Origin of the sequence: Corallococcus llansteffanensis (assembly GCF_003612055.1) — a bacterium.
Lineage (GTDB): Bacteria > Myxococcota > Myxococcia > Myxococcales > Myxococcaceae > Corallococcus > Corallococcus llansteffanensis.
Map to the genome: position 1 here is coordinate 1 of NZ_RAWB01000076.1, position 23,565 is coordinate 23,565.

Annotated in this window: 20 protein-coding genes; 12 read left to right on the forward strand and 8 right to left on the reverse strand. The window is 69.8% G+C overall.

All coding sequences use genetic code 11. The features are described 5' to 3' along the window. A partial coding sequence (locus tag D7V93_RS09795) for a trigger factor (RefSeq protein ID WP_341870922.1) occupies positions 1 to 1,108 on the forward strand: 1,108 nt, incomplete at its 5' end. A 32-nt stretch (positions 1,109 to 1,140) separates the two neighbouring features. Here the strand turns inward: D7V93_RS09795 and D7V93_RS09800 are convergent. Next, positions 1,141 to 1,644, reverse strand: a complete 504-nt coding sequence (locus tag D7V93_RS09800; protein WP_147451111.1) for an outer membrane protein assembly factor BamE — start codon at positions 1,642 to 1,644, stop codon at positions 1,141 to 1,143. Positions 1,645 to 1,866: 222 nt separating this feature from the next. Between D7V93_RS09800 and ppk1 the strand changes: the two genes are divergently transcribed. Further along, entirely contained in the window at positions 1,867 to 4,032 is a 2,166-nt protein-coding gene (gene ppk1 / locus D7V93_RS09805; RefSeq protein WP_120643140.1) for a polyphosphate kinase 1, read from the forward strand. Between the two features lie 12 nt (positions 4,033 to 4,044). Here the strand turns inward: ppk1 and D7V93_RS09810 are convergent, their stop codons facing one another. The 4 genes from D7V93_RS09810 to D7V93_RS09825 form a co-directional block, all read right to left on the reverse strand. Then, positions 4,045 to 4,623 carry a hypothetical protein gene (locus D7V93_RS09810; RefSeq protein ID WP_147451112.1) on the reverse strand — a complete coding sequence of 193 codons (579 nt, stop codon included), beginning with the start codon at positions 4,621 to 4,623 and terminating at the stop codon, positions 4,045 to 4,047. A 135-nt stretch (positions 4,624 to 4,758) separates the two neighbouring features. Next, the gene (locus D7V93_RS09815) at positions 4,759 to 5,901 is read right to left on the reverse strand and encodes an App1 family protein phosphatidate phosphatase (protein ID WP_120643142.1); all 1,143 of its coding nucleotides are present in this window, start codon (positions 5,899 to 5,901) and stop codon (positions 4,759 to 4,761) included. Between the two features lie 33 nt (positions 5,902 to 5,934). Then, a complete protein-coding gene (locus tag D7V93_RS09820) occupies positions 5,935 to 7,785 on the reverse strand; it encodes a glycoside hydrolase family 15 protein (protein ID WP_120643143.1) in 1,851 nt (616 codons plus the stop codon). Next, a complete protein-coding gene (locus D7V93_RS09825; protein WP_120643144.1) occupies positions 7,782 to 8,876 on the reverse strand; it encodes a glucose 1-dehydrogenase in 1,095 nt (364 codons plus the stop codon). Before D7V93_RS09825 ends, D7V93_RS09820 begins: the two co-directional genes overlap by 4 nt. A gap of 219 nt (positions 8,877 to 9,095) precedes the next feature. Between D7V93_RS09825 and D7V93_RS09830 the strand changes: the two genes are divergently transcribed. The 4 genes from D7V93_RS09830 to D7V93_RS09845 all read left to right on the forward strand — a co-directional run bounded on the left by D7V93_RS09830 (position 9,096) and on the right by D7V93_RS09845 (position 12,561). Then, the gene (locus D7V93_RS09830) at positions 9,096 to 9,647 is read left to right on the forward strand and encodes a hypothetical protein (RefSeq protein ID WP_120643145.1); all 552 of its coding nucleotides are present in this window, start codon (positions 9,096 to 9,098) and stop codon (positions 9,645 to 9,647) included. Between the two features lie 121 nt (positions 9,648 to 9,768). Then, positions 9,769 to 10,683 carry an ABC transporter ATP-binding protein gene (locus D7V93_RS09835; protein WP_120643146.1) on the forward strand — a complete coding sequence of 305 codons (915 nt, stop codon included), beginning with the start codon at positions 9,769 to 9,771 and terminating at the stop codon, positions 10,681 to 10,683. Between the two features lie 10 nt (positions 10,684 to 10,693). Then, positions 10,694 to 11,455: an ABC transporter permease gene (locus tag D7V93_RS09840; RefSeq protein ID WP_120643147.1), complete on the forward strand. Its 762-nt coding sequence runs from the start codon at positions 10,694 to 10,696 to the stop codon at positions 11,453 to 11,455. Between the two features lie 95 nt (positions 11,456 to 11,550). Continuing rightward, the gene (locus D7V93_RS09845) at positions 11,551 to 12,561 is read left to right on the forward strand and encodes an ABC transporter substrate-binding protein (protein ID WP_120643148.1); all 1,011 of its coding nucleotides are present in this window, start codon (positions 11,551 to 11,553) and stop codon (positions 12,559 to 12,561) included. A 24-nt stretch (positions 12,562 to 12,585) separates the two neighbouring features. Here the strand turns inward: D7V93_RS09845 and D7V93_RS09850 are convergent, their stop codons facing one another. Next, the gene (locus D7V93_RS09850) at positions 12,586 to 13,047 is read right to left on the reverse strand and encodes a hypothetical protein (RefSeq protein ID WP_147451113.1); all 462 of its coding nucleotides are present in this window, start codon (positions 13,045 to 13,047) and stop codon (positions 12,586 to 12,588) included. A 217-nt stretch (positions 13,048 to 13,264) separates the two neighbouring features. Between D7V93_RS09850 and D7V93_RS09855 the strand changes: the two genes are divergently transcribed. Further along, positions 13,265 to 14,260: an NYN domain-containing protein gene (locus D7V93_RS09855; RefSeq protein WP_120643150.1), complete on the forward strand. Its 996-nt coding sequence runs from the start codon at positions 13,265 to 13,267 to the stop codon at positions 14,258 to 14,260. An 82-nt stretch (positions 14,261 to 14,342) separates the two neighbouring features. Here D7V93_RS09855 and D7V93_RS09860 read toward each other — a convergent pair whose 3' ends face one another. Continuing rightward, the gene (locus D7V93_RS09860) at positions 14,343 to 16,382 is read right to left on the reverse strand and encodes a PilZ domain-containing protein (RefSeq protein ID WP_120643151.1); all 2,040 of its coding nucleotides are present in this window, start codon (positions 16,380 to 16,382) and stop codon (positions 14,343 to 14,345) included. Between the two features lie 417 nt (positions 16,383 to 16,799). Here D7V93_RS09860 and D7V93_RS09865 point away from each other — a divergent pair, with 417 nt between their 5' ends. Together D7V93_RS09865 and D7V93_RS09870 are read left to right on the forward strand one after the other, a co-directional pair. Next, positions 16,800 to 17,291 (forward strand): YkgJ family cysteine cluster protein, encoded by a 492-nt coding sequence (locus D7V93_RS09865; protein WP_120643152.1) that lies wholly within the window; start codon positions 16,800 to 16,802, stop codon positions 17,289 to 17,291. 134 nt (positions 17,292 to 17,425) lie between these two features. Beyond that, entirely contained in the window at positions 17,426 to 18,154 is a 729-nt protein-coding gene (locus D7V93_RS09870) for a hypothetical protein (protein ID WP_244237207.1), read from the forward strand. A gap of 12 nt (positions 18,155 to 18,166) precedes the next feature. Here the strand turns inward: D7V93_RS09870 and D7V93_RS09875 are convergent, their stop codons facing one another. Continuing rightward, positions 18,167 to 20,062, reverse strand: coding sequence for a ribonuclease R family protein (locus D7V93_RS09875; RefSeq protein ID WP_120643155.1), 1,896 nt, complete (start codon positions 20,060 to 20,062; stop codon positions 18,167 to 18,169). Between the two features lie 192 nt (positions 20,063 to 20,254). Between D7V93_RS09875 and D7V93_RS09880 the strand changes: the two genes are divergently transcribed. The 3 genes from D7V93_RS09880 to D7V93_RS46525 all read left to right on the forward strand — a co-directional run. Then, positions 20,255 to 20,743: a helix-turn-helix domain-containing protein gene (locus D7V93_RS09880; protein ID WP_120643157.1), complete on the forward strand. Its 489-nt coding sequence runs from the start codon at positions 20,255 to 20,257 to the stop codon at positions 20,741 to 20,743. Positions 20,744 to 20,767: 24 nt separating this feature from the next. Next, positions 20,768 to 21,343 carry a PIN domain-containing protein gene (locus D7V93_RS09885; protein WP_158623691.1) on the forward strand — a complete coding sequence of 192 codons (576 nt, stop codon included), beginning with the start codon at positions 20,768 to 20,770 and terminating at the stop codon, positions 21,341 to 21,343. 183 nt (positions 21,344 to 21,526) lie between these two features. Continuing rightward, on the forward strand, positions 21,527 to 23,565 hold a 2,039-nt coding region (locus D7V93_RS46525; RefSeq protein ID WP_244237208.1), incomplete at its 3' end, for a protein kinase domain-containing protein.

Below are 23,565 nucleotides of genomic sequence, written 5' to 3' on the forward strand. Positions count from 1 at the left end.
CGGCAAGGCTCCCCCCGGCAAGGCTCCGGAGGCCGCCCCGCAGCAGCAGGTGGCCCCCGTGCAGCAGCTGGTGCAGCGCCTGCCCGTGGCCCCCGGCCTGAGCCACCAGGCGGACCTGCCGGAGGTGAAGGCCCCCTCGCTGGAGAACCTGACCATCCGGGTGCCCGCGGGCGAGGACCTCACCGAAACCGACCTGCTGGAGCGCTTCCACGAGCTGGCGCGCGCGACGGCGGAGGTCCGGCCACGCGCGGAAGGCGAAGCGCTGGCCATGGGCGACGACGTACAGCTGGACATCCTGGGCTACGCCAACGGCCGCCTCATCCCGCTGAGCACGCGCCTGGGCTACTGGATGGAGCTCGCGCCCCAGCTGATGCTGCCCGGGTTCTCGGAGGTCATCGCCGAGGCCAACGTGGGCGACAGCGTGGAGGTGGCCCTCATCCTCCCGGACGACTACCCCGCGGAGCAGCTGCGCGGCATGCCGGCGCGCTTCCTGGTGGACGTGCGGGCCGCGCGCGAGGTGCGCATGCCCGACACGGAGTCGGACGCGTTCCTCCAGAAGCTGGGCCGCGGCGCCACGCACGAGGAGGTCATGGGCTCCATCGTGGAGGAGATGGAAGGCGAGATGGCCGACCTACTCTGGGTGGACGCGCGCAACATGGTGCTGGACACGCTGGTGGACCGCGCGGGCGTCACGGTGCCCAAGGCGCTCGTGGACGAGGAGATCCGCCGCCGCTGGCTCCAGCTGGAGGGTGAGACGCTCGCCCAGAAGTTCTTCAGCCTGGAGGAGCAGCAGGAGGCGCTGGACGGCTGGCTGCACCACCCGGGCATCCGCGAGGACGTGGAGCGCCGGCTGAAGATTGCCCTGGTGCTGCGCGCCATCGCCCAGCGGGACAAGCTGCAGCTCACCCCGCAGGTCGCGCTGGAGCTGCTCAAGGAGTCCTCGGAGCCCTTCGGCATCACCGAGGCGCAGCTGCGCGAGTCGATGACGGACGCCGCCGCGGCCGCGCAGATGAACGACGTGGCCTGGCACCTGCTCGCCGTGGAGCACGTGATGACCCAGGCGAAGGTCACCTTCGAGGGCGCCGAAGCGGGGATGTCCCAGGGCTGAGGCCCGGGGAGGCATCCTTATTCCGGAGCGCCCTACGGCTGGACGGCCGGGGGCGCCGTGGAGGGGGCCTGTCCCGGGGCGAGGAAGGCGCCGGTGGTGGGGTCCACCTGCCAGGCGGAGTACTGGTGGGCGAGCACGTCGCGCACCCGGCCCTCCTCGTAGCAGACGGAGTAGACGACGAAGACGTCGTTCTGGAAGTTGGGCCGGCCGTAGCGGTAGCAGTCCTGGTCGCCCTGCTTCTGGAGGGTGAGCGGGCTCCCGAGCAGGCCGTGCACCTCCTGGGTGGACATCCCCGCGCGCACCATCTTGATGCCATGCGGCGTGATGACGGAGAAGGTCGTCCCGTTGACGCGCCACAGCGACACGAAGCCCACGGCCAGCAGCAGCGGCACCGCGGCGGCCACGAACCAGGTGAAGCTGAAGAGGCCGTGCTTCTTCTGGTGGCCTTCCCGGAACGCCGTGAAGAGGGCATCCGGAGACGTGTCCGCCGGCGCGCCGCCGGGGATGAGTTGCAGGGGGCTGTGGGGAGCGCTCACGCCTTCCTGAATGCCGCCCGCGCGCCCGGGATGCAAGTGAGTCAACACCCTCCACGCCTCGCCGTTCACTGCCAGCGTCGGTCGGGGTGGGATACGTCCGGATGTCCGGTTCCGGGCCAGGCGTGCGAGTTCACAATGGACGGCATGCGGGGCTGCTAGAGGGCACAACCTGCGGGTCTTCCCCGCGAGCTTTCCGAGCTTTCTTCGAGGAGTCACAACGTCATGGCGAAGCGCGCCGCCGCGAAGGGCGTCACCCAGAAGGTCCTCGAGCGGGATGCCCTTCCGCCCGGCACCGAGGTGCCGGACAGCAACCTGTTCTTCAACCGGGAGCTGTCGTGGCTGGCGTTCAACGACCGGGTGTTGCAGCTGACGGAGTCCTCGGAGGTGCCGCTGATGGAGCGGCTGAAGTTCATCTCCATCTACGCGCGCAACCTGGACGAGTTCTTCATGATCCGCGTGGCGCGGCTGCACGAGCAGATCACCGCGCGCGTGGGCCGGCTGGTGCCGGACGGCGCGTCTCCGGGTGACACGCTGGACAAGCTGCACAAGGGCATCCTGGAGCAGGGCCGCCGCCACGCGGACTGCTTCGAGAAGGTCCTCCGCCCCGCGCTGGCGGAGAAGGGCCTGCGCATCCTGTCCACCAAGGAGCTGGACGCGGACCAACGCGCGCAGGTGGACCAGCGCTTCCGCGAGCAGATCTTCCCGGTGCTCACGCCGCTGGCCATCGGGTTGGGGCGGCACTTCCCGTACATCTCCAACCTGTCCCTGAGCCTCGCGGTGCTGCTGCGCGACCCGGTGGCGGAGGAAGAGAGCGTGGCGCGGGTGAAGGTGCCCAAGGAGATATTGCCCCGCTTCGTGCCGCTCAAGGGGGGCACGCTGTTCGTGCCGCTGGAGGAGATCATCGCCCAGCACCTGGGGGACCTGTTCCCGGGGATGGAGGTGCTCAACTGGAGCCTGTTCCGCGTGACGCGCGACGCGGACTTCACCGTGTCCGAGGACGCGGAGGACCTGCTCAAGGCGGTGGAGACGGAGCTGAGCCAGCGCCGCTTCGGGGACGTCATCCGCCTGGAGGTGCAGGCGGGGATGAGCGCGAAGCTCCTGGAGCCGCTGGTGGAGGCGCTGTCGCTGGAGCCCCGGCAGGTCTACGAGGAGCATGGCCTGCTGGACCTGGCGGACGTGATGTCACTGGCGATGACGCCGGGCTTCACGGAGCAGCGCGACCCGCCGTGGACGCCGGTGACGCAGGCGCGGCTGCGCACGGACAATGAGTCCCCGGACGGCGGGGGCACGGTGATGTCCGCGATGCGCCGGGGGGACCTGCTGGTGCACCACCCCTACGAGTCCTTCAGCACGTCGGTGGAGCGCTTCGTCAGCGAGGCGGTGGAGGACCCGGACGTGCTGGCGCTGAAGCAGACGGTGTACCGCACATCGGACAGCTCCCCGCTGGTGCCCGCGCTCATCCGCGCGACGGAGCGCGGCAAGCAGGCGGTGTGCATGGTGGAGCTGAAGGCGCGCTTCGACGAGCGCGCCAACATCCGCTGGGCGAACGCGCTGGAAGAGGCGGGCGTGCACGTGGTGTATGGGATTCCCAGCCTGAAGACGCACGCGAAGGCCATCCTCATCGTGCGGCGCGAGGGCGAGCGGGTGCGGCACTACGTGCACATCGGCACGGGCAACTACAACCCGAAGACGGCGCGGCTCTACACGGACCTGGGGTTGTTCACCACGGATCCGGACATCGGCGCGGACGTCGCGGATGTCTTCAACTTCCTCACGGGCTTTGGCCGGCCGCGCTCCTTCCGCAAGCTGCTGGTGGCGCCGCTCACCATGCGCGAGGGGTTGATGGAGGAGATCAAGAAGACCATCGCGGCGCACACGCCGGAGACGCCCGCGCGCATCCTGATGAAGATGAACGCGCTGGTGGACCCGGGCATCATCCGCGGGCTCTACGACGCGTCACGCGCGGGGGTGCGGGTGGAGCTCAACGTGCGGGGCATCTGCTGCCTGCGGCCCGGGGTGCAGGGCGTGTCGGAGAACATCCGGGTGGTGTCCAACCTGGGCCGCTTCCTGGAGCACCCGCGCATCTACGCCTTCGAGCGGGGCGCGACGTCGCGCACGTACATCGGCTCCGCGGACATGATGCCGCGCAACCTGGACCACCGCGTGGAGATCCTGGCGCCAGTGGAGGACCCGGCCCTGAGCGCGCAGGTGCGCGACGTGGTGGAGCGGTGCATGGTGGACACCAGCGGATCCTGGGACTTGTCCTCGGACGGCTCCTGGCGCCGGCGCATCCCGCCCACCACCGGCGACAAGCGCTCCGCCCAGGGGGAGCTGATGGAGCGCGCCATCCGGATGGTCCACATGCAGAGCGGCCGTCCGGTGGCGTGAGCTGCCGGCGGCTCAGATTTCGTGGTTCACCAGGTTGAACACCGCCACGCGGTGCGACTGGGGGAACAGCACCACGAACAGGTGGTTCCAGTCATGCGCGCCCGCGGCCACCAGGTACGACGCGTAGTAGTACGCGATCTGCACCTGCTCCGTGCCGTTGCCCAGCTCCGTCAACAGGTGCGGGTCCAGCGCGTCGAAGAAGAAGAGCTGCTGCGACATCGTGCTGAACGGCACGTTGCCCTGGAACCGGAACGGGGTGCGGTCGTCCTGTCGCAGCGCGAACACCGACTCCACCGCGTCCGCCACCGTCGGCGCCTGCGTCGACGTCCACGGGAAGCTGTAGACCTCCAGCGTGCCGTCGCACCAGTTGTTGTGCGCGTCGCACTCCTCGTTGCCTGCCTCCATGTCCGCTTCCAGCAGCGCCGTCGGGCCCTCGTACTCCAGCTCGATCTGGCTCAGCCGTGACTCCACCGCGGACACCGCCTGCGTGGACTCCGGCGTCGGCTCCTGCGCCGGCGGAGGCGCTGCGTTGCACGCACCCAACAGCAGCGCGGAGGCCAGCACGGACAACTGCACCCGGTGTCGAAGCATGGTCACATCCTTGAGCAGTGAAACGGGGGAGCCGTGGCTGTGCCACACCCCCGTCCCCGTCCTCAAGTGACAACGCCGCGCTTTCGCCAGGTGACCGCCGCGTCACGCCCGTCCTCACGGGGCGACTGGAAATCTTCAGCCCCGCTCGCCCAGCGCGCTCCGGGCGGCATCCTCGCGGCGGTGCGCCTCCACCTCGGGCACCTCCTCCCAGCGGATCCACCCGGCGCGGGCCGCGTGCCTCGCGGCGGCCACCGTGTCGTCCACCGCCACCAGCTCACTGCCCGCGGCGCGGATGTCCTCGGCGATGGTCGCCATCTCCTCGCCCCGCTTCGCCTTGCCCGGCACGTTGCGGATGTAGACGCAGCGGATGCGCCCCGGGTACTCGCGCACGATGGTGCGGTAGTGCTCCGCGTCCTCCTGCCCGCTGTCGCCAATCAACACGAACGGCAGGTGCGCGAGCGTCTCCAGCACGCCGCGGATCTTGTCCAGCTTGTGCCCGTGCCCCCCGCCCGGCGCGAAGCCATGCCGCGACAGCCCCCAGTCCCGCAGCAGCAAGGGACCGATAGGGATGCGGTGGAGGGAGAGGAACTCGTCCAGGTGCTCGTAGAGGTTCCACGGGCTGCTGGACACGTAGAAGATGGGGTTGTCCGCCGTGCCGCTCGCGCCCGCCTGGAGCGCCGCGTAGAACGCGTCCACGCCCGGGAAGGGCAGCCGCACCCGGTGCTCCGTGAGGAACAGCGCCCACGCGCGCTTGAGCGGATCCGTCACCCCGGTGGCGATGACCGTGTCGTCGATGTCGCTGATGACGCCCAGCTCCGCGCTCGACCCCGCCACCCGCACCGGCGCCGACACGCGCGGCACCCCTTCCGCCTCCGGCGACAGCAGCTCCAGTTCCACCATGTGCCAGCCCGAGCGCACGCCCTGGGGCGGCGGCACCCACAGCTCCAGGAAGCCCTCCTCGTCCGTCGTGCCCTCCCAGTGCTTGTCCCCCCAGCGCACCGCGACGTGCGCGCTGGCGATTTCGCGCGTCATGTAGCGCTTGTAGGACGCGACGGCGCTGCCCAGCAGCGTGTGCCGCTGGCGCGAGGGCTTCACCTTGCGCTCCTCCAGCACGCGCGCCTTGATGACCACGCGGTCCGGGGTGCCATAGCCCCGGTACGGCAGGATGCGCAGCGGCGGGGCGATGCCCAGCCCCTTCCGCACGCGGCGGCTGAGCACGTCGTAGTGGGCGTCCGCCTTCACGGCGAAGCGGAACAGCAGCGGATACAGGTCGGGCATGGCGGGTGCCGGCACTCTAACAGTGTCTCCTGCTCAGTCGTGACGTCCCAGCGTCCGGTCCAGGTTGTACGCGGCGCTGATGAGCGCCAGGTGCGTGAGCGCCTGCGGGAAGTTGCCCATCGCCTCACCCGACAGGCCCGTCTGCTCCGCGTAGAGCCCCAGGTGGTTGGCGTAGCCCTGCATGCGCTCGAAGATGAGCCGCGCCTCTTCCAGCAGGTCCGGCCTCGCGGCGCTCGCGCGCGTCATCGCCTCCACCAGCCAGAAGCTGCACAGGTTGAAGGTGCCTTCGCTGCCTTGAATCCCATCCAGCTTCTCGTCCGCCTCGTAGCGGAACACCAGGCCGTCCGACGTGAGGCCCCCCTCGCTCGGTGACTTGCGGATGAGGTCCAGCGTGGAGAGCATCCGCGGATCCACCGGCGACAGGAAGAACACCAGCGGCATCAGCAGGTTCGCCGCGTCCAGCGCGTCGTGCCCGTAGGCCTGGATGAAGGCGCCCTTCTCCATGGAGAAGCCCTTCTCCATGATGTCCTCGAAGATGGTGTCGCGCGTCGTCAACCACTTCGCGCGGTCCGCCGGCAGGCTGCGCTTGTCCGCGAGCCGGATGGCCCGGTCCACCGCCACCCAGCACATCAGCTTCGAATAGACGAAGTGTCTGCGCGAGCCGCGGATCTCCCAGATGCCCTCGTCCTCCATCTGCCAGTGGTCGCAGACCCAGTCCACCAGTCGCCGCAGGTGCCGCCAGAAGTCATACGAGATGGGCGCCGCGTACTTGTTGGACAGGTACACCGAATCCATCAGCTCGCCGTAGATGTCGAGCTGCAGCTGGTTCGCCGCCGCGTTGCCAATGCGCACCGGCTTCGCGCCGCCGTAGCCGGCCAGGTGATGGAGCTGCTCCTCCTTCGGCACCGGGGTGCCGTCCAGGCAGAACATCAGGGGCAGCGGCCCGTCGTTCGCCTCCGCGCACCGCGCCTCCACCCAGCGCATGAACGCGGCGGCCTCCTCGTCGAAGCCGATGCGCATGAACGCGTAGACGGTGAAGGCCGCGTCCCTCAACCAGCAGTAGCGGTAGTCCCAGTTGCGCGTGCCGCCGGGGGACTCCGGCAGGCTGCACGTGGGCGCCGCGACGATGGCCCCCGACGGCTCGAACGTCATCAGCTTCAGCGCGAGCGCCGAGCGCTGCACCATCTCCCGCCAGCGCCCGGTGTACTTGCACTTCGACAGCCAGTGCCGCCAGTAGTCCACCGTGTCGCGGAAGAGCTGCTCCGCGGACTCGTGCGTGTGCATGCGGTGGTGACAGCTCTCCACGCCCCCCTCGCGCAGGGTGAAGACCATGGACTGGCTCTCCTTCAGCGTGAAGTGCGCGACGACGCCCGTCCCCTCCTGCTTCAGCGACGCCGGGGTGATGAGCTGCATGCTCAGCCCCTTGGACACGAAGGCCGCGCCGCCCTTCACCAGGTGCGTCTCGTGTTCGTCCCGCGCGTAGTTGAAGGCCGGGAAGCACTCCATGCGGAAGGACATCCGCCCGCGCACCACGCGGATGCGGCGCAGGATTTCACGCCCCTCCGCCTTGGCCCCCCGGCCCAGGGGCATCAGGTCGATGAGCTCCCCCACGCCCTCCGGCGTGTAGAACCGCGTCACCAGCACGTTGGTGTCCGGCCAGTAGAACTGGCGCTTCATCACCCCGTCCGGCTCCGGCGACACGCGCCAGTACCCGCCCTTCTCGGGATCCACCAGCGCGGCGAAGAGGCTGGGGCTGTCGAAGTGCGGGTAGCACAGCCAGTCGATGGTGCCCTCGTGGCCCACCAGCGCCACCGTGCGCAGGTCCCCGATGACGCCATGGTTCTCGATGGCCACTCCGCCCTTCAGGTCCACCTGGGGATTCACCGGCCGTGCCCCTGGAAGGTGATGACGTGCTTGATGCCGCCCTTCTCCTCCACCACCTTCGCGAACTCCGACGGGGGGTGGCGCTGGGTGATGAGCTTCTCCAGCTGTCCGGGCCAGCGGGCGCGGAAGCGGGCCAGGTCCTCCAGCGCCGCGCTGAAGTCGCTGTCCGCCGCGTTCACCGTGCCGAACATCACCCGGTTGCCCAGCACCAGCTGCCCCAGCACCTCGTTCCCCTGCAGCTCCAGCGGCTCCTCGCGTCCAGGCACGCCGGTGAAGATGAGCACGCCGTTCTCCTCCAGCACCTGGAGCGAATCGAACGCCACCTTCGACGTCCCCGTCGCCTCGTAGATGAGGTCCACGCCGCCCAGCCGCTGCTTCAGCGCCTCCACCGTGACCTCCTTGGAGGAGATGTACGGGGCGCCCATGGCCTCGGATGCGTCGGCCTTCACGTTGGGCTTGGGGCTGCGCGAGTACAGCGTCGTCTCATAGCCCGCGCGCATCAGCGCCATCGCGCCCAGCTGCGCCACCGGCCCCGCGCCCAGCACCAGCGCCTTGCCCGGCGTGACCTTCCACGGCAGCCGCGACTGGATGTGCGCCACCTCGCGCAGGCCCTTCTCCGCGATGGTGAGCGGCTCGGTGAGCACGGCCACGTCGCGCAAGCCATCCTCCGCGCGGTGCAGGTAGGCCGCGTCCTCCACGAAGAACTCCGCGCAGAAGCCGTGCGCGCCCTGGATGCCGCGCTCCGTGTAGTCCCCCGTCACGCAGAAGTCCGGTTGGCCGTGGCGACACGCCGGGCAGCGCGTGTGCGGACAGGGCCTTCGCACGCGCGGCACCACCAGGTCTCCGGGCCGCAGGCCCTGCACGTGCGCGCCCACCTCCACCACCTCGCCCAGGCACTCGTGGCCCAGGATGAGGTGGTCCTCGTCCTTCGGCGCCGCGCCGTGGTGGCCCTTCAGGATGTCCTGGTCGGTGCCGCACACGCCGACCTCCAACGTGCGCACCTTGACCTCCGTCGGGGAGTGCAGGCGCGGCTCGGGTACGTCGAGGACGCGCACCTCGCGCGAGGGGAACGTGATGACCACGGCCTTCATGGGCGACTGCCTCCTTCGGGAAGACATCCCAGGACAAGGGGTGCGGACCCCCGACCCATGTCGCAAGTGCCTTCCAGGCGTCCCGACTTTCACGGCCCCGAACCAGGGAGGCTCCCGGCGCTGAACACCCCGGAGCGCCCGCCTGCCTGGAGGGCGACACTTCGCGAGCGCGTGAAAGCACTGCCCCCCGGGGGACTCGCGGGTCTATAGACGGGGACCGTGCGTGCGCCCCCCGCCTCCCGTCGCAGCCGCGCCACCGCCATCGGTGCCACGGCCTTCCTGATACTCGCCCTGCCCTTCCTGGTGCTGGGCGTGTTCTTCCTCGGCCAGAAGGCGCGGCTGGACCTGCGGTGTGAGCCCCGGGCCGCGTGCGTCCTCACGAGCTCCAGCTGGCTGTCCCATGACGAGGTGGGCCGCTACGAACCCCAGGACATCCGCCGCGTGGACGTGGCCCGCAGCCGCAGCACCCGCAGCGGCGCGGCGCCCATCTTCCGGCCCCGCCTGGAGACGACCTCCGGCGCCCAGCCGCTCGCCTACCAGTGGACGGAGGACGAGTCAGAAGCCGCCGCCTTCGCGGACACCGTGCAGCGCTACCTGTCAGGGCCCCGCACGGAAGCCCTCCACGTGTTCCGGGATGACCGGCGGGCCTCGCTGCGCGTGGGCGGCGCCTTCACCGGCGTGGGGCTGGCCGTGCTCGCCCTCTGCCTGTGGCTCGCCGCGCGCACCGTGGCGCACCGCCGGGCCGAGCGCACCGTTCACCCCCCGCCGTAGCCCCCGCGAAAGCAGCCGACCAGGCACCGAAAGTCGCACCCGTTGTCCTAGACTGGAAGGCGCCTGCCCGCTTCCAGGTCCTACCTGTGCGACTTTGGGGCAGATGGATAGGTTGTGGCGAATGGTTCGACGCCTCTTCGAGCGGCTGCGCGGTCTGCGCCAGGTGGCCCCCCACCTGCTGCGGCCCGCTCATGTGAACGCGGACCGGGCGAAGATCTCCGTCGCCCAGCTGGGCCACCACTACGCCAACAAGGTCGTGGCGCTGAAGGACGTGAACCTCAACGTCCGCTCGGGGGAGTTCGTCTGCCTGCTCGGCCCCTCCGGCTGCGGCAAGTCCACGCTGCTCTACGCGCTGGCGGGCCACGTGGTGCCCACGGGCGGCAGCGTCGCCATCGACGGCAAGCCCATCCAGGGCCCCGGGCCGGACCGGCTCCTGATGTTCCAGGAGGCCGCGCTGTTCCCCTGGCTCACCGTGCGCGGCAACATCACCTTCGCGCTCGGCGCCCGGGGCGTGCCCCGCAACGAGCGCCGCGAGCGCGCCGACACCTTCATCCAGCGCGTGCGCCTGGAGGGCTTCGCGGACACGCTGCCACACCAGCTCTCCGGCGGAATGAAGATGCGCGCCAGCCTCGCCCGCGCGCTCGCGGTGGACCCCACCGTGATGCTGATGGACGAACCCTTCGGCGCGCTGGATGCCCAGACGCGCGTGCACATGCAGGAGCTCCTGCAGTCCATCTGGATGCGCGCCGGCAAGACGGTGGTGTTCGTCACCCACGACGTGCAGGAGGCGCTGATGCTGGGCACCCGCGTGGTGCTGATGGCGCCCCGGCCCGGCCGCGTGGTGGAGGACCTGGAGATCCACCTGCCCATGCCGCGCTCGCTGGAGGACCCGTCGCTCGACGCGATGGCCCGCGACATCCGCCACCGGCTGCGCGCCGTGGAGGGCCCGCTGGAGAACCAGCACCCGGAGCCCCTGCCCCGCCGCACGCAGACCCCTTCCAGCCTGCCGCGTCCCAGTATCGTCACCGGTCGGTGAGGAGCCCTCCATGCTGAAATGGGCACAGAAGCTGGGAATGCTCTTGCTCCTCTTCGCGCTCTGGGAGGTCCTGGCGCGCTCGGGCGTGTGGAACAAGCACCTGTTCCCCGGCCCCCTCGAAGTGGTGGAGAGCCTCATCGCCATGGCCCGCGACGGACGGCTGGGCGGCGCCACGCTGCGCTCGATGGGGCGGCTGCTGCGCGCCTACGCCATGTCGGTGTCCATTGGCGTGCCGCTGGGGCTGCTCATCGCGCGGCTGGCCTTCTTCAGGAACGCGGTGAAGCCCGTGGTGGCGGGGCTGCAGGCGCTGCCCTCCATCTGCTGGCTGCCCCTGGCCCTCTTGTGGTTCGGCCTCAATGACAGCGCCATCCTCTTCGTCGTGGTGATGGGCAGCGTGCTGGGCATCTCCATCGCCACCGAGGACGCGGTCAACGGCCTGGACCCGCAGCTGGCGCGCGTGGCCCGGACGCTGGGCGTGCGCGGCCTGCGCTTCTACTTCGGCGTGCTCTTGCCCGGCGCCCTGCCCGGCATCGTCACCGGCCTCAAGCTGGGGTGGAGCTTCGCCTGGCGCGCGCTGCTCGCGGGCGAGCTGCTCTTCGTCTCCGGCGGGCTGGGCCAGCTGCTCACCATGGGGCGCGAGCTCATGGACGTGACGCAGGTGATGGCGGTGATGCTCGCCATCATCCTCATCGGCGTCACCGTGGACCGGGTCCTCTTCCAGACGGTGGAGGCGAAGCTGCGCCGCCGGTGGGGCCTGACGACGTCAACGTAGGGCAGGCCGCGTGTGCGCCTTACGACGCTTCACGTCATTTCACCCTCGAAGGCATTGAAAACCGGGACGGCTTGCCCGTTAGCGTGAGGGCACCCATGCGCTCTTTGCGTCCAGTGCCCGGCCTCGTCCTCCTCTGCGTCCTCCTGACCGGCGTCGCGTCGTGCAAGCGCGACACCCCGTCGGGCGCCAACGCGCCGCTGCGCGTGGCCTTCTTCCCCAACATCACGCATGCCCAGGCGCTGGTGGCGAACTCCGAAGGGCTCCTCGGGTCGCAGCCCGGGATGGGCCACGTGGAGGTGCGCCAGTTCAACGCGGGCCCCGCCGCCATGGAGGCGCTGGTCGCGGGCTCCGTGGACGTGGCCTACGTGGGGCCCGGCCCCGCCATCAACACGTACCTCAAGGCCGGCAAGGAGTTGCGCATCATCGCGGGCGCGGTGAACGGCGGCGCGGTGCTGGTGGTGAAGTCCGCGAAGACGGCCGCGGAGCTGAAGGGCAAGAAGCTGGCGACGCCGCAGCTGGGCAACACCCAGGACATCGCGCTGCGCCACTGGCTCAAGGACCAGAAGCTCAGCATCGCCACGGACGCGGGCGGCGACGTGCAGGTGATTCCCATCACCAACCCGGACATCCTGGGCCAGTACCTCCAGGGCGCCATCGAGGGCGCGTGGGTGCCGGAGCCCTGGGGCGCGCGCATGCTCGCCGAAGGGGGCGGTCACATCCTGGTGGACGAGCGCGACCTGTGGCCGGACAAGCGCTTCCCCACCACGGTGGTGGTGACGACGAAGAAGGTGCTGGAGACGCAGCGCCCGCGCATCGCCGCGCTGCTGCGCACGCACGTGCGGCTCACCGAGCGCTGGCGCGCGGACCCGGCCGCCTTCGCCACATCCACCAACTCCGCCTTCGGCCAGCTCACGCACAAGCCCCTGCCGGCGCCCGTGCTCCAGGACGCCTTCTCCCGCCTGGAGCCCTCGCTGGACCCGGTGCCCGCCGCGCTCGCGACGTCCGCCCGTCACGCGAAGGAGCTGGGGTTCATCCCCAGCGACGACATCGCGGGGCTCGTGGACCTGAGCGTGCTGGACGAGGTGCGCGGCGCGAAGGCGAACTGAAGTCGCCTCCGGCCTGGCGGCGCCCTAGTCCAGCTTCTCGCCAGCGATGGACAGGGCCACGTTGTTCGTCTTGTCCTCCACCTGGTAGACGGCCACGACCTCCTGGCCCTTCTGGGGCAGCTTGCTGATTTGCAGCGCGCTCATGTCGAGGGGCACCACCGCACCCGACACGTCCCGGACGTACAGCGTCAGCCCGTCCTGCTTCACCACCGGCCCCGTCACCTGGAGCATCCTGTCCGGGTCGGGATTGATTTGCCGGCTTGCCTGGTTCTGGGTGAGGCTCGCTGGGTTCCTGTCCGAGACGGTGCCCACGACGTTGGACGGGCTGGTGCTGGCCCGTTCGCCGAGCACTCCCCTCGCGCCCAGGTCCTGGGCCTTCCCCACCTCGGGTGGTTCCGCCCGCCCCAGGCCGGGTCCCAGCAACAGACCGAGCATTGGAGCGGTGAACAGCACTGCTCGCCATCCTCCGGGGAATCTGCGCATCATCGTCACACCTCCATGCCGTCGGGGGCGCTGCCCCCTGGGCTCACACCTCAACATGGGGTGGAGGGCGCTGAATGTTCAGCGGCTGAACACGGGGCGTGCCCGTGGTGGCGGCAACACAGTAGGGTGCAGCACGCACGGGCCAGTGACCGCTCGCGGATGGCCCCCCTGTCTGTCTTTCTTCGCGCCGCGTGAGCGCGGCAAAAAATACGAGGCACCCTTGGCTGGACGCACCGACGAGCAGCACCGCATCGCCCTCTTCATCGACTTCGAGAACCTGGTCACCAACACCGGCATCAGCTCCAACAACTTCGACCTCCAGCCCGCGTTGGATCAGCTGCTGGAGCAGGGCAAGGTCGTGTTCCGCCGCGCCTACTGCGACTGGTCGCGCTTCGCGGACGCGAAGGTGCGCCTGCACGACGTGGGCGTGGAGCTGGTGGACGTGCCCCCCTCCACCCGCGCCGGCAAGAACAGCGCGGACATGCGCCTGGTCATCGACGCGCTGGAGCTGTGCTACGCGCGCGAGCAGATCGACACCTTCGTCATCGGCTCCGGGGACAGCGACTTCTGCCCCCTGGCGTACAAGCTGCGTGAGAACGGCCGCACCGTCATCGGGCTGGCGGTGAAGGAAGCCAGCTCCCGCATGTTCGTGAACGCGTGCGACCAGTTCATCTACATGCGGCCCAAGTCGCGTGGGGACAAGGACAAGGAGCACGGGGGCAAGGGCCACAAGGGCGACAAGTCCGACGAGGGCCGCGGCGGCAAGCGCGGCGGCAAGGGTGGCAAGGGCGACGAGGGCAAGGGCCACAAGGGCGAGGCTTCCGGCAAGGAAGGCCACGAGGGCAAGGGCGGCAAGAGCAAGGCGGAGGTGCCCGCCATCGCTCGGGAAGTGGTGCAGAGCCTGCTGCGCCGTGCCACGGGCCCGCTCAACCCGTCGCTCATCAAGGAGACCATCGTCCGCAAGGAGCCCGACTTCGACGAGCGCGACCACGGCTTCTCCACCTTCGCGCGGTTGCTGGAGGCGCTGGAGCAGGAGGGCCTGTTGCGCCGCATCCAGCAGGGCCGCCAGGGCTACGTCGTGGGCCCGGACACGGACCTGCCCGTGGCGAGCGAGGGCAAGGGTGGCAAGGGCCGCCACGCCAAGGCTCCCGCGCCGGTGGAGGAAGAGGACGAGGAGCTGGAGTCCTATCCGGACCCCGAGGATGAAGGGCTTTAAGCAGCAGTAGCAGCACCGTCGCCGCGGGCCGGGGAAGAAGACCCCGGCCCGTGCGGGCGACAGCGCGGGCTTGAGGACCGGCTCAGGCCGCGCGAGGCGTGGTGGACTCGCACAGGTGCTCGAGGAACTCCGGCAGCAGGCGGGCGGACATCACCCACAGCTTGCCCTCGCCCAGGTCCGCCAGCGACACGCGCTCCGCGTACTCCACGCAGGTGGCCTCCACGTAGTGGACGAACACCTTGCGGTCGCGCGCGCGGTACCAGTCCGCCGCGCGGCCGAGCAGCGCCACGAACGCCTCCTGCACCTCCGGGCGCGCGTCGTCCTCCAGCGGCACCAGGCGCACGCCGTCCAGCACGTTGAAGAGGTTGAGGCCCGGCTGCGCGGACTCGAACACCGCCAGCGCCACGGCGCGGCCGTTGTGACGGGCCACCACCAGCTCGCGCTCGCGGGACAGGCCCGCCTCACCCCAGCCAGTGCGCATCTGGCTCAGGTCGAAGCGCTCCGGCACCAGGTCCAGCGCCTCGCGGTAGGCCTCCGGGCGGGTGCTCGCCACCTGCTCGAAGAAGCGCGTGCGCTCCTCCTCGGTGGGCGTGTCCAGCGCGATGCCCGCGGGCACGGCCCAGGGGGAATCCACCTCGCCCTCCATCAGGCGGAAGGGCACGAGACACGTCTGGCCGGTGTGCGAGTACCAGTTGGCGAAGTCGAACTTCGTGTAGCGCACCCAGCGCACGTTCGCCTCGCAGTAGGCGAAGAACCACTTCACCTCCGGATCCGCCTGCGTGGGCTCGTAGCCGCGCAGGTAGATGTCGCGCAGGGCCTCGCGCGCGGTGGACTTGCTGTTGGGGGGCTGGTGCCGCGCCAGCTGGTGCGCCATCCAGCTGCCCGCGTAGGGCTTGAGGACGGACAGCGTGGCCTCCACGCCTTCGTCCGCCGGGCGCACCACGCGGTAGCCCAGGCGGGGCTGCTCCTGGAGCTTGTCCTGCGTGTGGTCGAACTGCTCGCGCAGGTTGGTGAACTTCTCCGGCTCCTTGCCCGGCAGGCGGAAGTAGCCGGAGCGCTCGAAGAGCTTCCAGGTGGAGTCGTTCCAGTCGCCTTCCACCTTGGTGGTGGGGTGGGCCTGGGCCTCCACGAGCGCCCGCCACGCGCGGGCCCCTTCGGCGTCCAGGGGCCGGACGCACACGCCGCAGCGGCGGCCATGCGGCGTGCTGGAGATGTTGCGCACCTCGGCGCGCAGGCGCACCGGCGCGTAGCCCTCCAGCGCCACCTCCATCACCGGCAGGCGCAGGCCCGGGTACATCAGGTCCTCGCCGGGCTCGGTGAGGAAGGACAGGCCCTCATAGGAGACGTCGAGCAGGCCGCGGCTCACGTGCACCTGGGGCCAGAGCGGGTGGTCGAAGTCCAGCGTGCACGACGCGGCGGCCTGGGTGCGGCGCAGCCAGCGGTGGCGGAAGCGCACGAGCGACGTGGGCACCGGCATCACCAGCAGGTCGCCCTCCACGCGCGCGGACTCCGCCTGGAAGTGCACCACGCTGCTGTAGCCGAAGGCCTCCACCGTGAAGGGGCCCGGCGGGAGCGCGCCGTGCAGCTTCCAGCCGAGCATGTCCTGCAGGGGTTCGAAGAAGGAGGCGGTGACCTCCACGCGCTGACCGTCCTGGGTGCGCAGCACGCCGCGGGCCTGGCGCGAGGCGAGCGCTTCACAGATGCGCGCCACGCGGTCCGCGCGGTCGATGTGCTCGCGCCACACCGGCCGCGTCTCCGGCGTGAGCAGCAGGCCGTTGTCGCGCAGCGACTCCAGGAGCCCCACGATGCGGCGGCCCGCGTCGAGCGGCGGCGCGACGAAGCGCAGGCTGACCTCCGGCCGCGCGTCATTGACGCCAATCACCTCCGCGTCCAGCGCGGTGGCCCAACGCTCGCCCTCGCCCACCACCACGGACGCGGCCTGCCCCTTGCGAGGCACGGTGCGCGAATCCAGGTGGAGCGTGAGGTGTTCCAGGGACAGCTGCACCAGGCGCCCCGGCGAAAAGTCCGCGCCGAACGACGCCGCCGCGTTCAACTTCGTCCCCACCCGGTAGCCGAGAAGGGTTTCGCGGCCAACCGGCGCGTCCTGAGTGTCCGTGTGCATTGGGGGGCTCCCTCGATGTCCTACGGGGCGGAATTGTACAATGTCCGAAGAAAGTCTGCGCTCCCCAGTTGCAGGTGACCCAGGGAACTCGGATTCCCACAGAGTGGAGATCATTCACCCCTTCTGCACTCAGACCATCGGGCCGCAACGGCAAGCTCCGCCTGGACTGTTACGGACTGGCCTCTCACGTGCCGAGAGTTCCTTCCACGAACAGGAGCATGACCTTGTGAGACGGGTGCCGGAGGGGCCCCAGTCGGGTCGTCATCAACCCAGGAAATGCGGGTCAATCCGGTACTCCTGATGCGCAGGGCATGTCGCATGTCAGGTGGTGGGCCACCGGCGGCGTGGGGAGGCGGCGCGGGCCGGGGGCGTCCGGGATGACTCCCGCCCCCGCGAGGGGTTATCCCGGGACGCGCCATGTCCCTGTCCACCCTCTGCCTCCACTGCGGCATGTGCTGTGACGGCACGCTCTTCACCCACGTTCCGCTCGCTCCCCCCGAGGCGCAAGTGCTGCGGGGGCGGGGCCTGACACTCGCGGCGAGGGAAGGCGGCGGTGAGGTGTTGCCCCAGCGCTGCGCGGCGTTGGACGGCCGGTGCTGCACCGCCTATGCGGAGCGCCCGGAGGCGTGCCGCCGCTACCGCTGCCAGCTCCTGAACGCGCTCGCCGACGGGGAGGTGTCCCTGGAGGAGGCGAAGGGGGTGGTGGATGCGGCGCATGCCCGGGTGGAAGCCGTGGCGCGCGCGTTTCCAACGTCCCGGGTTGGGGCGGCTTCGGCGATGCGGGGGGCCCGCGAGGCGGCGCTGGCGTCCCCCTCCGAGCAGATTCCGAGAGAAGCGCGGGAGGTTTTGACCCAGGCCGAGTCCTTCCTGGATCGACACTTCCGGGGCCGTTTCCGGCACTCCGGGTGACCGCTGGTACCGTACCCTCAGTGGGTGACGTTGAAGCAGGGATCATGGGCCGCATCAGTAGGACGAAAGGCGATATCTGGCCCCGTGAAGGGCGGCTACCCTGGTTTCCCTTCTTTCGCCGAGGTCCTGCTCCCGTGAAGACGTCCCTGCTGGCCGCGTTGTCCTCCGCCGTGCTGCTCACCGCCGCTCCTGCGGGTGCGCAGGGCGACGAGCCCGTGACGTCCGCGAAGGTGGACCTGGACGGCGACGGGAAGCCCGACGCGGTGGCGCTGACGCCGGGCGCGGACGGGAAGTTCGCGCTGAAGGTCGGCGCCGTCACGCTGCAGGGCAACGCGTCCGGCAACGAGGTGCGCGGCTTCACCGTCGTGGACCTGGACACGGGGGACAAGTGGAAGGAGCTGCTCGTGCACTCCATTGGAGACATGGACGACGACCACCGCTTCTTCCTCTATGGCTATGACGGCAAGGCGGTGAGGTCGCTGGGCGACGTGCGAGCCCTCACCGAGGCGAAGGGCAACGGCATCGTCCTCGTGGATACGTGGATGGGCTTCTGGCACCGGCGCGAGAAGTACACGCTGGATCGCAAGGCGTGGAAGCTCACGCAGGTGCCGCAGGAGCTGTACGCGGTGGGCGTGGAGGCCACGGTGAAGAAGTCCTTCGCGCTGGCGCGAAGCCGCACGGAGTCCGCGGTGGTGGCGACGACGGCGCAGGGCTCCAAGGTGCAGGTGCTGGCCGCGGGCGTGCCCGCGAAGGCTGAGTGGAACGACGTCTGGTACCTGGTGAAGTCGTCCAGCGGGCTGCTCGGGTGGGTGCGCGGGAAGGCCCTCCTGGAGTCCACGGAGGGCCTGCCGCTGGCGGGGTGAGCCGCGCGAAAATCACTCCACCAGCGCGAACTCCACGCGGCCCAGCTGTTCGTCCGTGGAGACGACCTTCACCTTCACCGGCATGCCCACGGTGAAGGTCCGCGTGGGGCCCACCATGGACAGCTCACGCGCGTCCGGGCGGTACGGGCCTCCGGCGAGTCCTTCCGCCGGCACCATGCCCTCCACCCACATGCCATCCAGTTGCGCGACCATGCCAAAGGGCTTCACTCGCACGATGCGCGCCGGGAAGACCTGGCCGATGCGGGTGGACATGAAGCGGGCCTCCAGCTCGTGGTGGCGGTCCACCTCCGCGCGGCTGGCGGAGCGGGCGCGCAGGTTGATGTGCTGTGAGAGCTGCTCCACCTCCGGGTCCTCGTGCACGAAGTCGCGCCGGCCCTGCAGGTACGCCTTGATGAGCCGGTGCACCGCGAGGTCCGCGTACCGGCGGATGGGGGACGTGAAGTGCAGGTACAGGGGCGCCGCGAGCCCGAAGTGCGGCAACGGCTTCACCGTGTAGCGGGACGGGCCCAGCGAGCGGCGCAGCACGGAGCGCAGCGCGGCCTCCGCCTTCGCGCCGGAGATCTGCCGGTCAAAGGCAGCCAGCGCCAGGGGCGTCAGTTGCGCGCCGAAGCCCGCCGCGAACCCTGAGTGCAACGCAAAGGCATTCACGTCCGCCACCCGCTGGGGGTCCGGCTGCTCGTGCACGCGGTACACGGTGGGCACGCCGCGGGTCATCAGCCACATGGCGATGGCCTCGTTCGCGGCCACCATGAAGCGTTCGATCATCCCGTGCGCGGAGGTGTCCTTCTCCCCGGCAAGGCCTGACACGGCGCCGGTGGCGGTGTCGAAGGTGAAGCGCGCCTCGTCGCGGGACATCACCATGCCGCCGCGGGCCGCGCGGGACACGGCGAGCCGCGCCGCCGCCAGCCGGAACCAGGGCATGGCTTCGCGCACGGACTCCATCGCGGGGGACACGGTGCCGTCATCGAGGAAGTCCGCGACCTCGTCGTAGTTCAGCCGCGCCCAGGAGCGGATGAGGCTTTCATAGACATCCGCGGAGGTGACGCGGCCATCCGGGTCGATGCGCAACTCCACGGTGAGGCAGTGCCGGTCCTGGTCGGGCACGAGGCTGAGCCAGTTCGAGGACAGCTCCTCGGGCAGCATGGGGAGCACGCGGCCGGCCAGGTAGACGCTGGTGGCGCGGGCGCGGGCCTCCAGGTCCAGGGCGCTGCCCTCCTTCACGGACCCGCCCACGTCCGCGATGGACACGAGCAGGCGCACGGCACCGTCCGGCCCCGCGGGCAGCACGGAGATGGCGTCGTCGATGTCGCGGGTGGAGGGCGCGTCCACGGTGACGGTGGGGATGGCGCGCAGGTCGCGGCGGGCGCCAAGCGCGTGGGGCACCTCGCGGGCGCAGAGGGCCTCGGTGATGACCTCCGGCGGGAAGTCCCGGTGCAGGCCGTGGCGGGCGATGACGCGCTCCAGGGAGCGGTCCGCGCCGGGCTCCAGGCGGTAGAGCAGCACGACCTTGCCGTCCGCGATGCGGGCGACGACGGCGTCGTTGTGTTGGACGGGCGTGGAGCCCGCGTCCAGCGGCCAGTCGGAGTTGGCGACCTCCTTGTCGATGCGCAGGAAGAAGGCGCCCTTGCGCGACACCACCTCGCCGTAGACGACGGTGCGGGTGCGCTCCACCAGCGACAGTCCGGACGCGGTCCACCGGCCGTCCGCGGCGGCCGTCACGGTAGCGGAGACGATGTCGCCCGCGAAGAGCGGGTTCAGGTCCGGCGGAGGGATGAAGGCGGACAGGACCTCGGGGGCACCGGGCTTCTGCACGGTGAGGAAGCCGAAGCCACGGGGATGCACGTCGACGCGGCCGGTGACGGTGCGCGGGGAGGCGGAGGTGTCCATGTCGCCGCCGTCGTAACCCACCTCCAGGGCACGCGGGGAGATCCTGGGATTCTTCTCCTTCAGGTTGCGGTTACGGCGGTTAAGAAGGTAACCGCTCCAATCAGGTATACGCCTATGGAACTAAATCAGCTTGCGTCTGCGTCGAATGCGCCTATATTTACAGGTATCTTACACCTGTAAATGAGGTCGATCATGTCCACGCCCGACACTCTCACCTCTACTTCGCGTACTCCTGAGCCGATTACCGCTAGCGATGTGTCCGCCGGACAAGTGCGAAAGCTCGCGCAGCTCATCACTCAAGAACTACGGGATAAAGGGGGGCATCCGCTCTTCTCCCTGCTCGGTCCCAACCACGAGTCCATTCCTCTACCCACTGATGTGCTCGCGCTGATGCAACAACTCCTTGCCATTCTCGCGTCGGGTGATGCCGTCACCGTGGTTCCCGTTCACAAGGAGCTCACGACTCAGCAGGCGGCGAACCTGCTCAACGTCTCACGGCAGTACTTGGTGCAGCTTCTCGACGAGAAGCGGATTCCCTTCCACCGCACAGGCACCCATCGGCGCGTCTACAGCAAGGACGTCCTCGAATACCGCGCGCGCCAGAAGTCCGAGCGCCGGACGCAGCTCGATACGATGATGCGAGAGACCCAGGAAGCTGGGGGCTACCCCGAACTCGGCTGACGGATCGAGAGGACTACTTACCTCGTGATTCATGCCCCATTCCTGGTCGTTCTCGATGCGAACGTCCTGATTCCCCTCAGCGTCTGCGACACGTTGTTGAGTGCGGCTCAGGAGGGGCTCATCCAGATCCACTGGACGGAACTCATCCTCGAAGAAACCCGTCGTAACCTCGTCAAAAAGATAGGCCTGTCGGAAGGGGCGGCAACTCGGCGCGTGGCTGCCATGAAGACCGCTTTTCCCGAAGCGATGGTAACGGGTCACGAGGGGCTCATCCCTGCAATGACCAACTCGGAGAAGGACCGGCACGTCCTCGCCGCCGCCATCCATGTTGGTGCTCAGACCATCGTCACGAGCAATCTGCGCGACTTCGGACAGAAGCACCTGCCCGTGACCCTTCAGGCCCAGGCGCCCGACACCTTCCTTCAACACTTACTCAGCCAAGCCCCGCAGATCGTATTGGAGCTGCTCAGGGTCCAAGCCGAGGCCCTGCGCAATCCACCCATCTCCCTGACAAAACTTTTGGACGGATTGGCCCGCAGCGTCCCGGACTTCGCCCGTGAGGTCTGCGAGTTGCTACCTCCCTCCTTCAAGAACCCGTAAGCGAAGGTCCTGTCGCCGCGTCCGCTCCAACCGTAGCCGGCTCCCAGTTCCCGGGCCCACCCGGGACGCCGGTCCTCGCCTGGACGGAGGGCTCATCCCCGGAAGTCCTGGTATCGGCCCAGAAACAGGGGTCCGGGCCTTTCGCGTCCCTCCCGGCGCGGGTGTAGAGTCGGCGCCCTACCGATGGCTGGGACGACGCTGACGCTCACTCCGGACGGGTTCCGCGGCCGGGTGTTGGGCAAGTACGAGGTGCTCTGCCGCCTGTCCACGGGCGGGATGGCGGAGATTTTCCTCGCGGCCCAGAAGGGCCTCGCCGGCTTTCGCAAGATGGTCGTGCTGAAGCAGATCCTCCCCGACATCCGGGGCGAGGAGGAGTTCGTCCGCATGTTCCTGGACGAGGCCAAGGTCACGGCCGCGTTCAACCACCCCCACATCGCGCACGTGTACGACCTGGACGTGGCGGACGGGGAGCTGTTCCTCGCGATGGAGTTCGTCCCCGGCGCCACGCTGGTGGAGGTCGCTCGCGCCTGCCGCACCGCCCACGAGCCCATCCCCATGGGCCTGAGCCTCATGGCCGTGCGCGACACCGCCGTGGCGCTCAACTACGCGCACGCCTTCACCGACCCGCTGGGCCGGCCCTCCCCCGTCGTCCACCGCGACGTGGCCGAGAAGAACATCATGGTGACGTACGAGGGCGTCACCAAGCTGCTCGACTTCGGCATCGCCAAGAGCCTGGCCCGGGCGGGCCGCACCGCGGTGGGCATGGTGAAGGGCACCAGCGGCTACATGTCCCCTGAGCAGATCATGGGCGACCCGCTGGACGCCCGCAGCGACCTGTTCAGCCTGGGCGTGGTGCTGCACGAGTGCCTCACTGGCATGCGCCTGTTCTACGCCAAGAGCGCCGAGGCGATGATGAACGCGGTGCTCAGCGGAGACGTGCCGCCGCCCTCGCGCGTGAACAAGCAGGTGCCGCCGGAGCTGGACGCCATCGTCCTCAAGGCGCTCGCGAAACGGCGCGAGGACCGCTACGCCACCACGCTGGAGTTCGCCCGCGCCATCGAGCGCGCGGTGGGCCCTCGCATCTGGCACCCCGAACAGAGCAGCGAGCTGATGCTGCGCCTGTTCTCCGAGCGCCGTGACCAGACCCGCCTGCTGCTCATGAGCGGGCAGTCCTCCGGGGACGGCTCCTCCAGCGAGACGCAGGTGGCGCAGGTGCTGGCCCGGAGCGCGGAAGTCCCCGAGCCCGTCGCGCCCGCGCCCACCGGCCTGCCGCAGATCTCCTCCTCGCTGCCGTCCCGTCAGCCCACGTCGGTGGCCCCGGTGAAGCCGCCCGCGCCGGCCAAGGCCACCCCGGCGCCCGTGCCCTCCTCCGGGCGGCGCAACACGACGGAGGAGCTCGCCGCCGTGCGCAAGACCGCGATCGCGCCGACCGCCTCGCGCCGCGTCTCGCCGCCCACCGAGGCGCTGGCCGCGAAGCCCGCGGATTCCGAACCTTCCATTCGCACCCAGCCGGACCTGACGCCCGTGGCGCTGGATCTGCTCCCGCGCATCACGCCGTCCACCGTCACGACCTCCCCCGGCTACGAGGGCGAGACGATCCTCACGCCGCTGTCCCGCGTCGGTGCGCAGCCTCCCGAGGAACCGAAGGCCCGTGCGTCCAGGGAACCTCCGACCTTCGTTCCTCCGGAGGAGCCGAAGGCCCGCGCTGGACGTGAGAGGCATTCGGAGGAGGCCCGCTCGCGGCCCGCTCGGGATGCGGCGCACGGAGCCGCCGAGGAGCAGCCGAAGGCCCGCGCTTCTCGTGAGCCTTCCGGCGCCTCCGGTGAGGAATCGGCTTCCCGGCCGCAGCGCGACGCTTCGACTGGAGCTCCCGAGGACGCACGGCCCAAGCCGCCCCGTGAAGCCTTCACCGGATCCGCCGAGGATGCACGCCCTCGACCGCCGCGTGAGGCCACGAGTGGATCCGCTGAAGACGCACGGGCCCGTTCCCCTCGTGACGCCGCGAACGGATCCGCTGAAGACGCACGGGCCCGTTCCCCTCGTGACGCCGGCAACGGATCCGCCGAAGACGCACGGGCCCGTTCCCCTCGTGACGCCGGCAACGGATCCGCCGAAGACGCACGGGCCCGTTCCTCTCGTGACGCCGCGAATGGATCCGCGGAGGACTCCCGGCCTCGTCCTCCTCGCGATGCCTCGAGTGGCTCTGCGGAGGATTCCCGCCC

Coding starts and splice junctions, on each gene's coding strand:
- D7V93_RS09860 (WP_120643151.1), bottom strand. CDS start 16,382: ATGCACACGGACACTCAGGACGCGCCGGTTGGCCGCGAAACCCTTCTC.
- D7V93_RS09810 (WP_147451112.1), bottom strand. CDS start 4,623: ATGCTTCGACACCGGGTGCAGTTGTCCGTGCTGGCCTCCGCGCTGCTG.
- D7V93_RS09875 (WP_120643155.1), bottom strand. CDS start 20,062: ATGGACACCTCCGCCTCCCCGCGCACCGTCACCGGCCGCGTCGACGTG.
- D7V93_RS09840 (WP_120643147.1), top strand. CDS start 10,694: ATGCTGAAATGGGCACAGAAGCTGGGAATGCTCTTGCTCCTCTTCGCG.
- D7V93_RS09825 (WP_120643144.1), bottom strand. CDS start 8,876: ATGAAGGCCGTGGTCATCACGTTCCCCTCGCGCGAGGTGCGCGTCCTC.
- D7V93_RS09880 (WP_120643157.1), top strand. CDS start 20,255: ATGTCCACGCCCGACACTCTCACCTCTACTTCGCGTACTCCTGAGCCG.
- D7V93_RS09850 (WP_147451113.1), bottom strand. CDS start 13,047: ATGATGCGCAGATTCCCCGGAGGATGGCGAGCAGTGCTGTTCACCGCT.
- D7V93_RS09865 (WP_120643152.1), top strand. CDS start 16,800: ATGTCCCTGTCCACCCTCTGCCTCCACTGCGGCATGTGCTGTGACGGC.
- ppk1 (WP_120643140.1), top strand. CDS start 1,867: ATGGCGAAGCGCGCCGCCGCGAAGGGCGTCACCCAGAAGGTCCTCGAG.
- D7V93_RS09835 (WP_120643146.1), top strand. CDS start 9,769: ATGGTTCGACGCCTCTTCGAGCGGCTGCGCGGTCTGCGCCAGGTGGCC.
- D7V93_RS09815 (WP_120643142.1), bottom strand. CDS start 5,901: ATGCCCGACCTGTATCCGCTGCTGTTCCGCTTCGCCGTGAAGGCGGAC.
- D7V93_RS09845 (WP_120643148.1), top strand. CDS start 11,551: ATGCGCTCTTTGCGTCCAGTGCCCGGCCTCGTCCTCCTCTGCGTCCTC.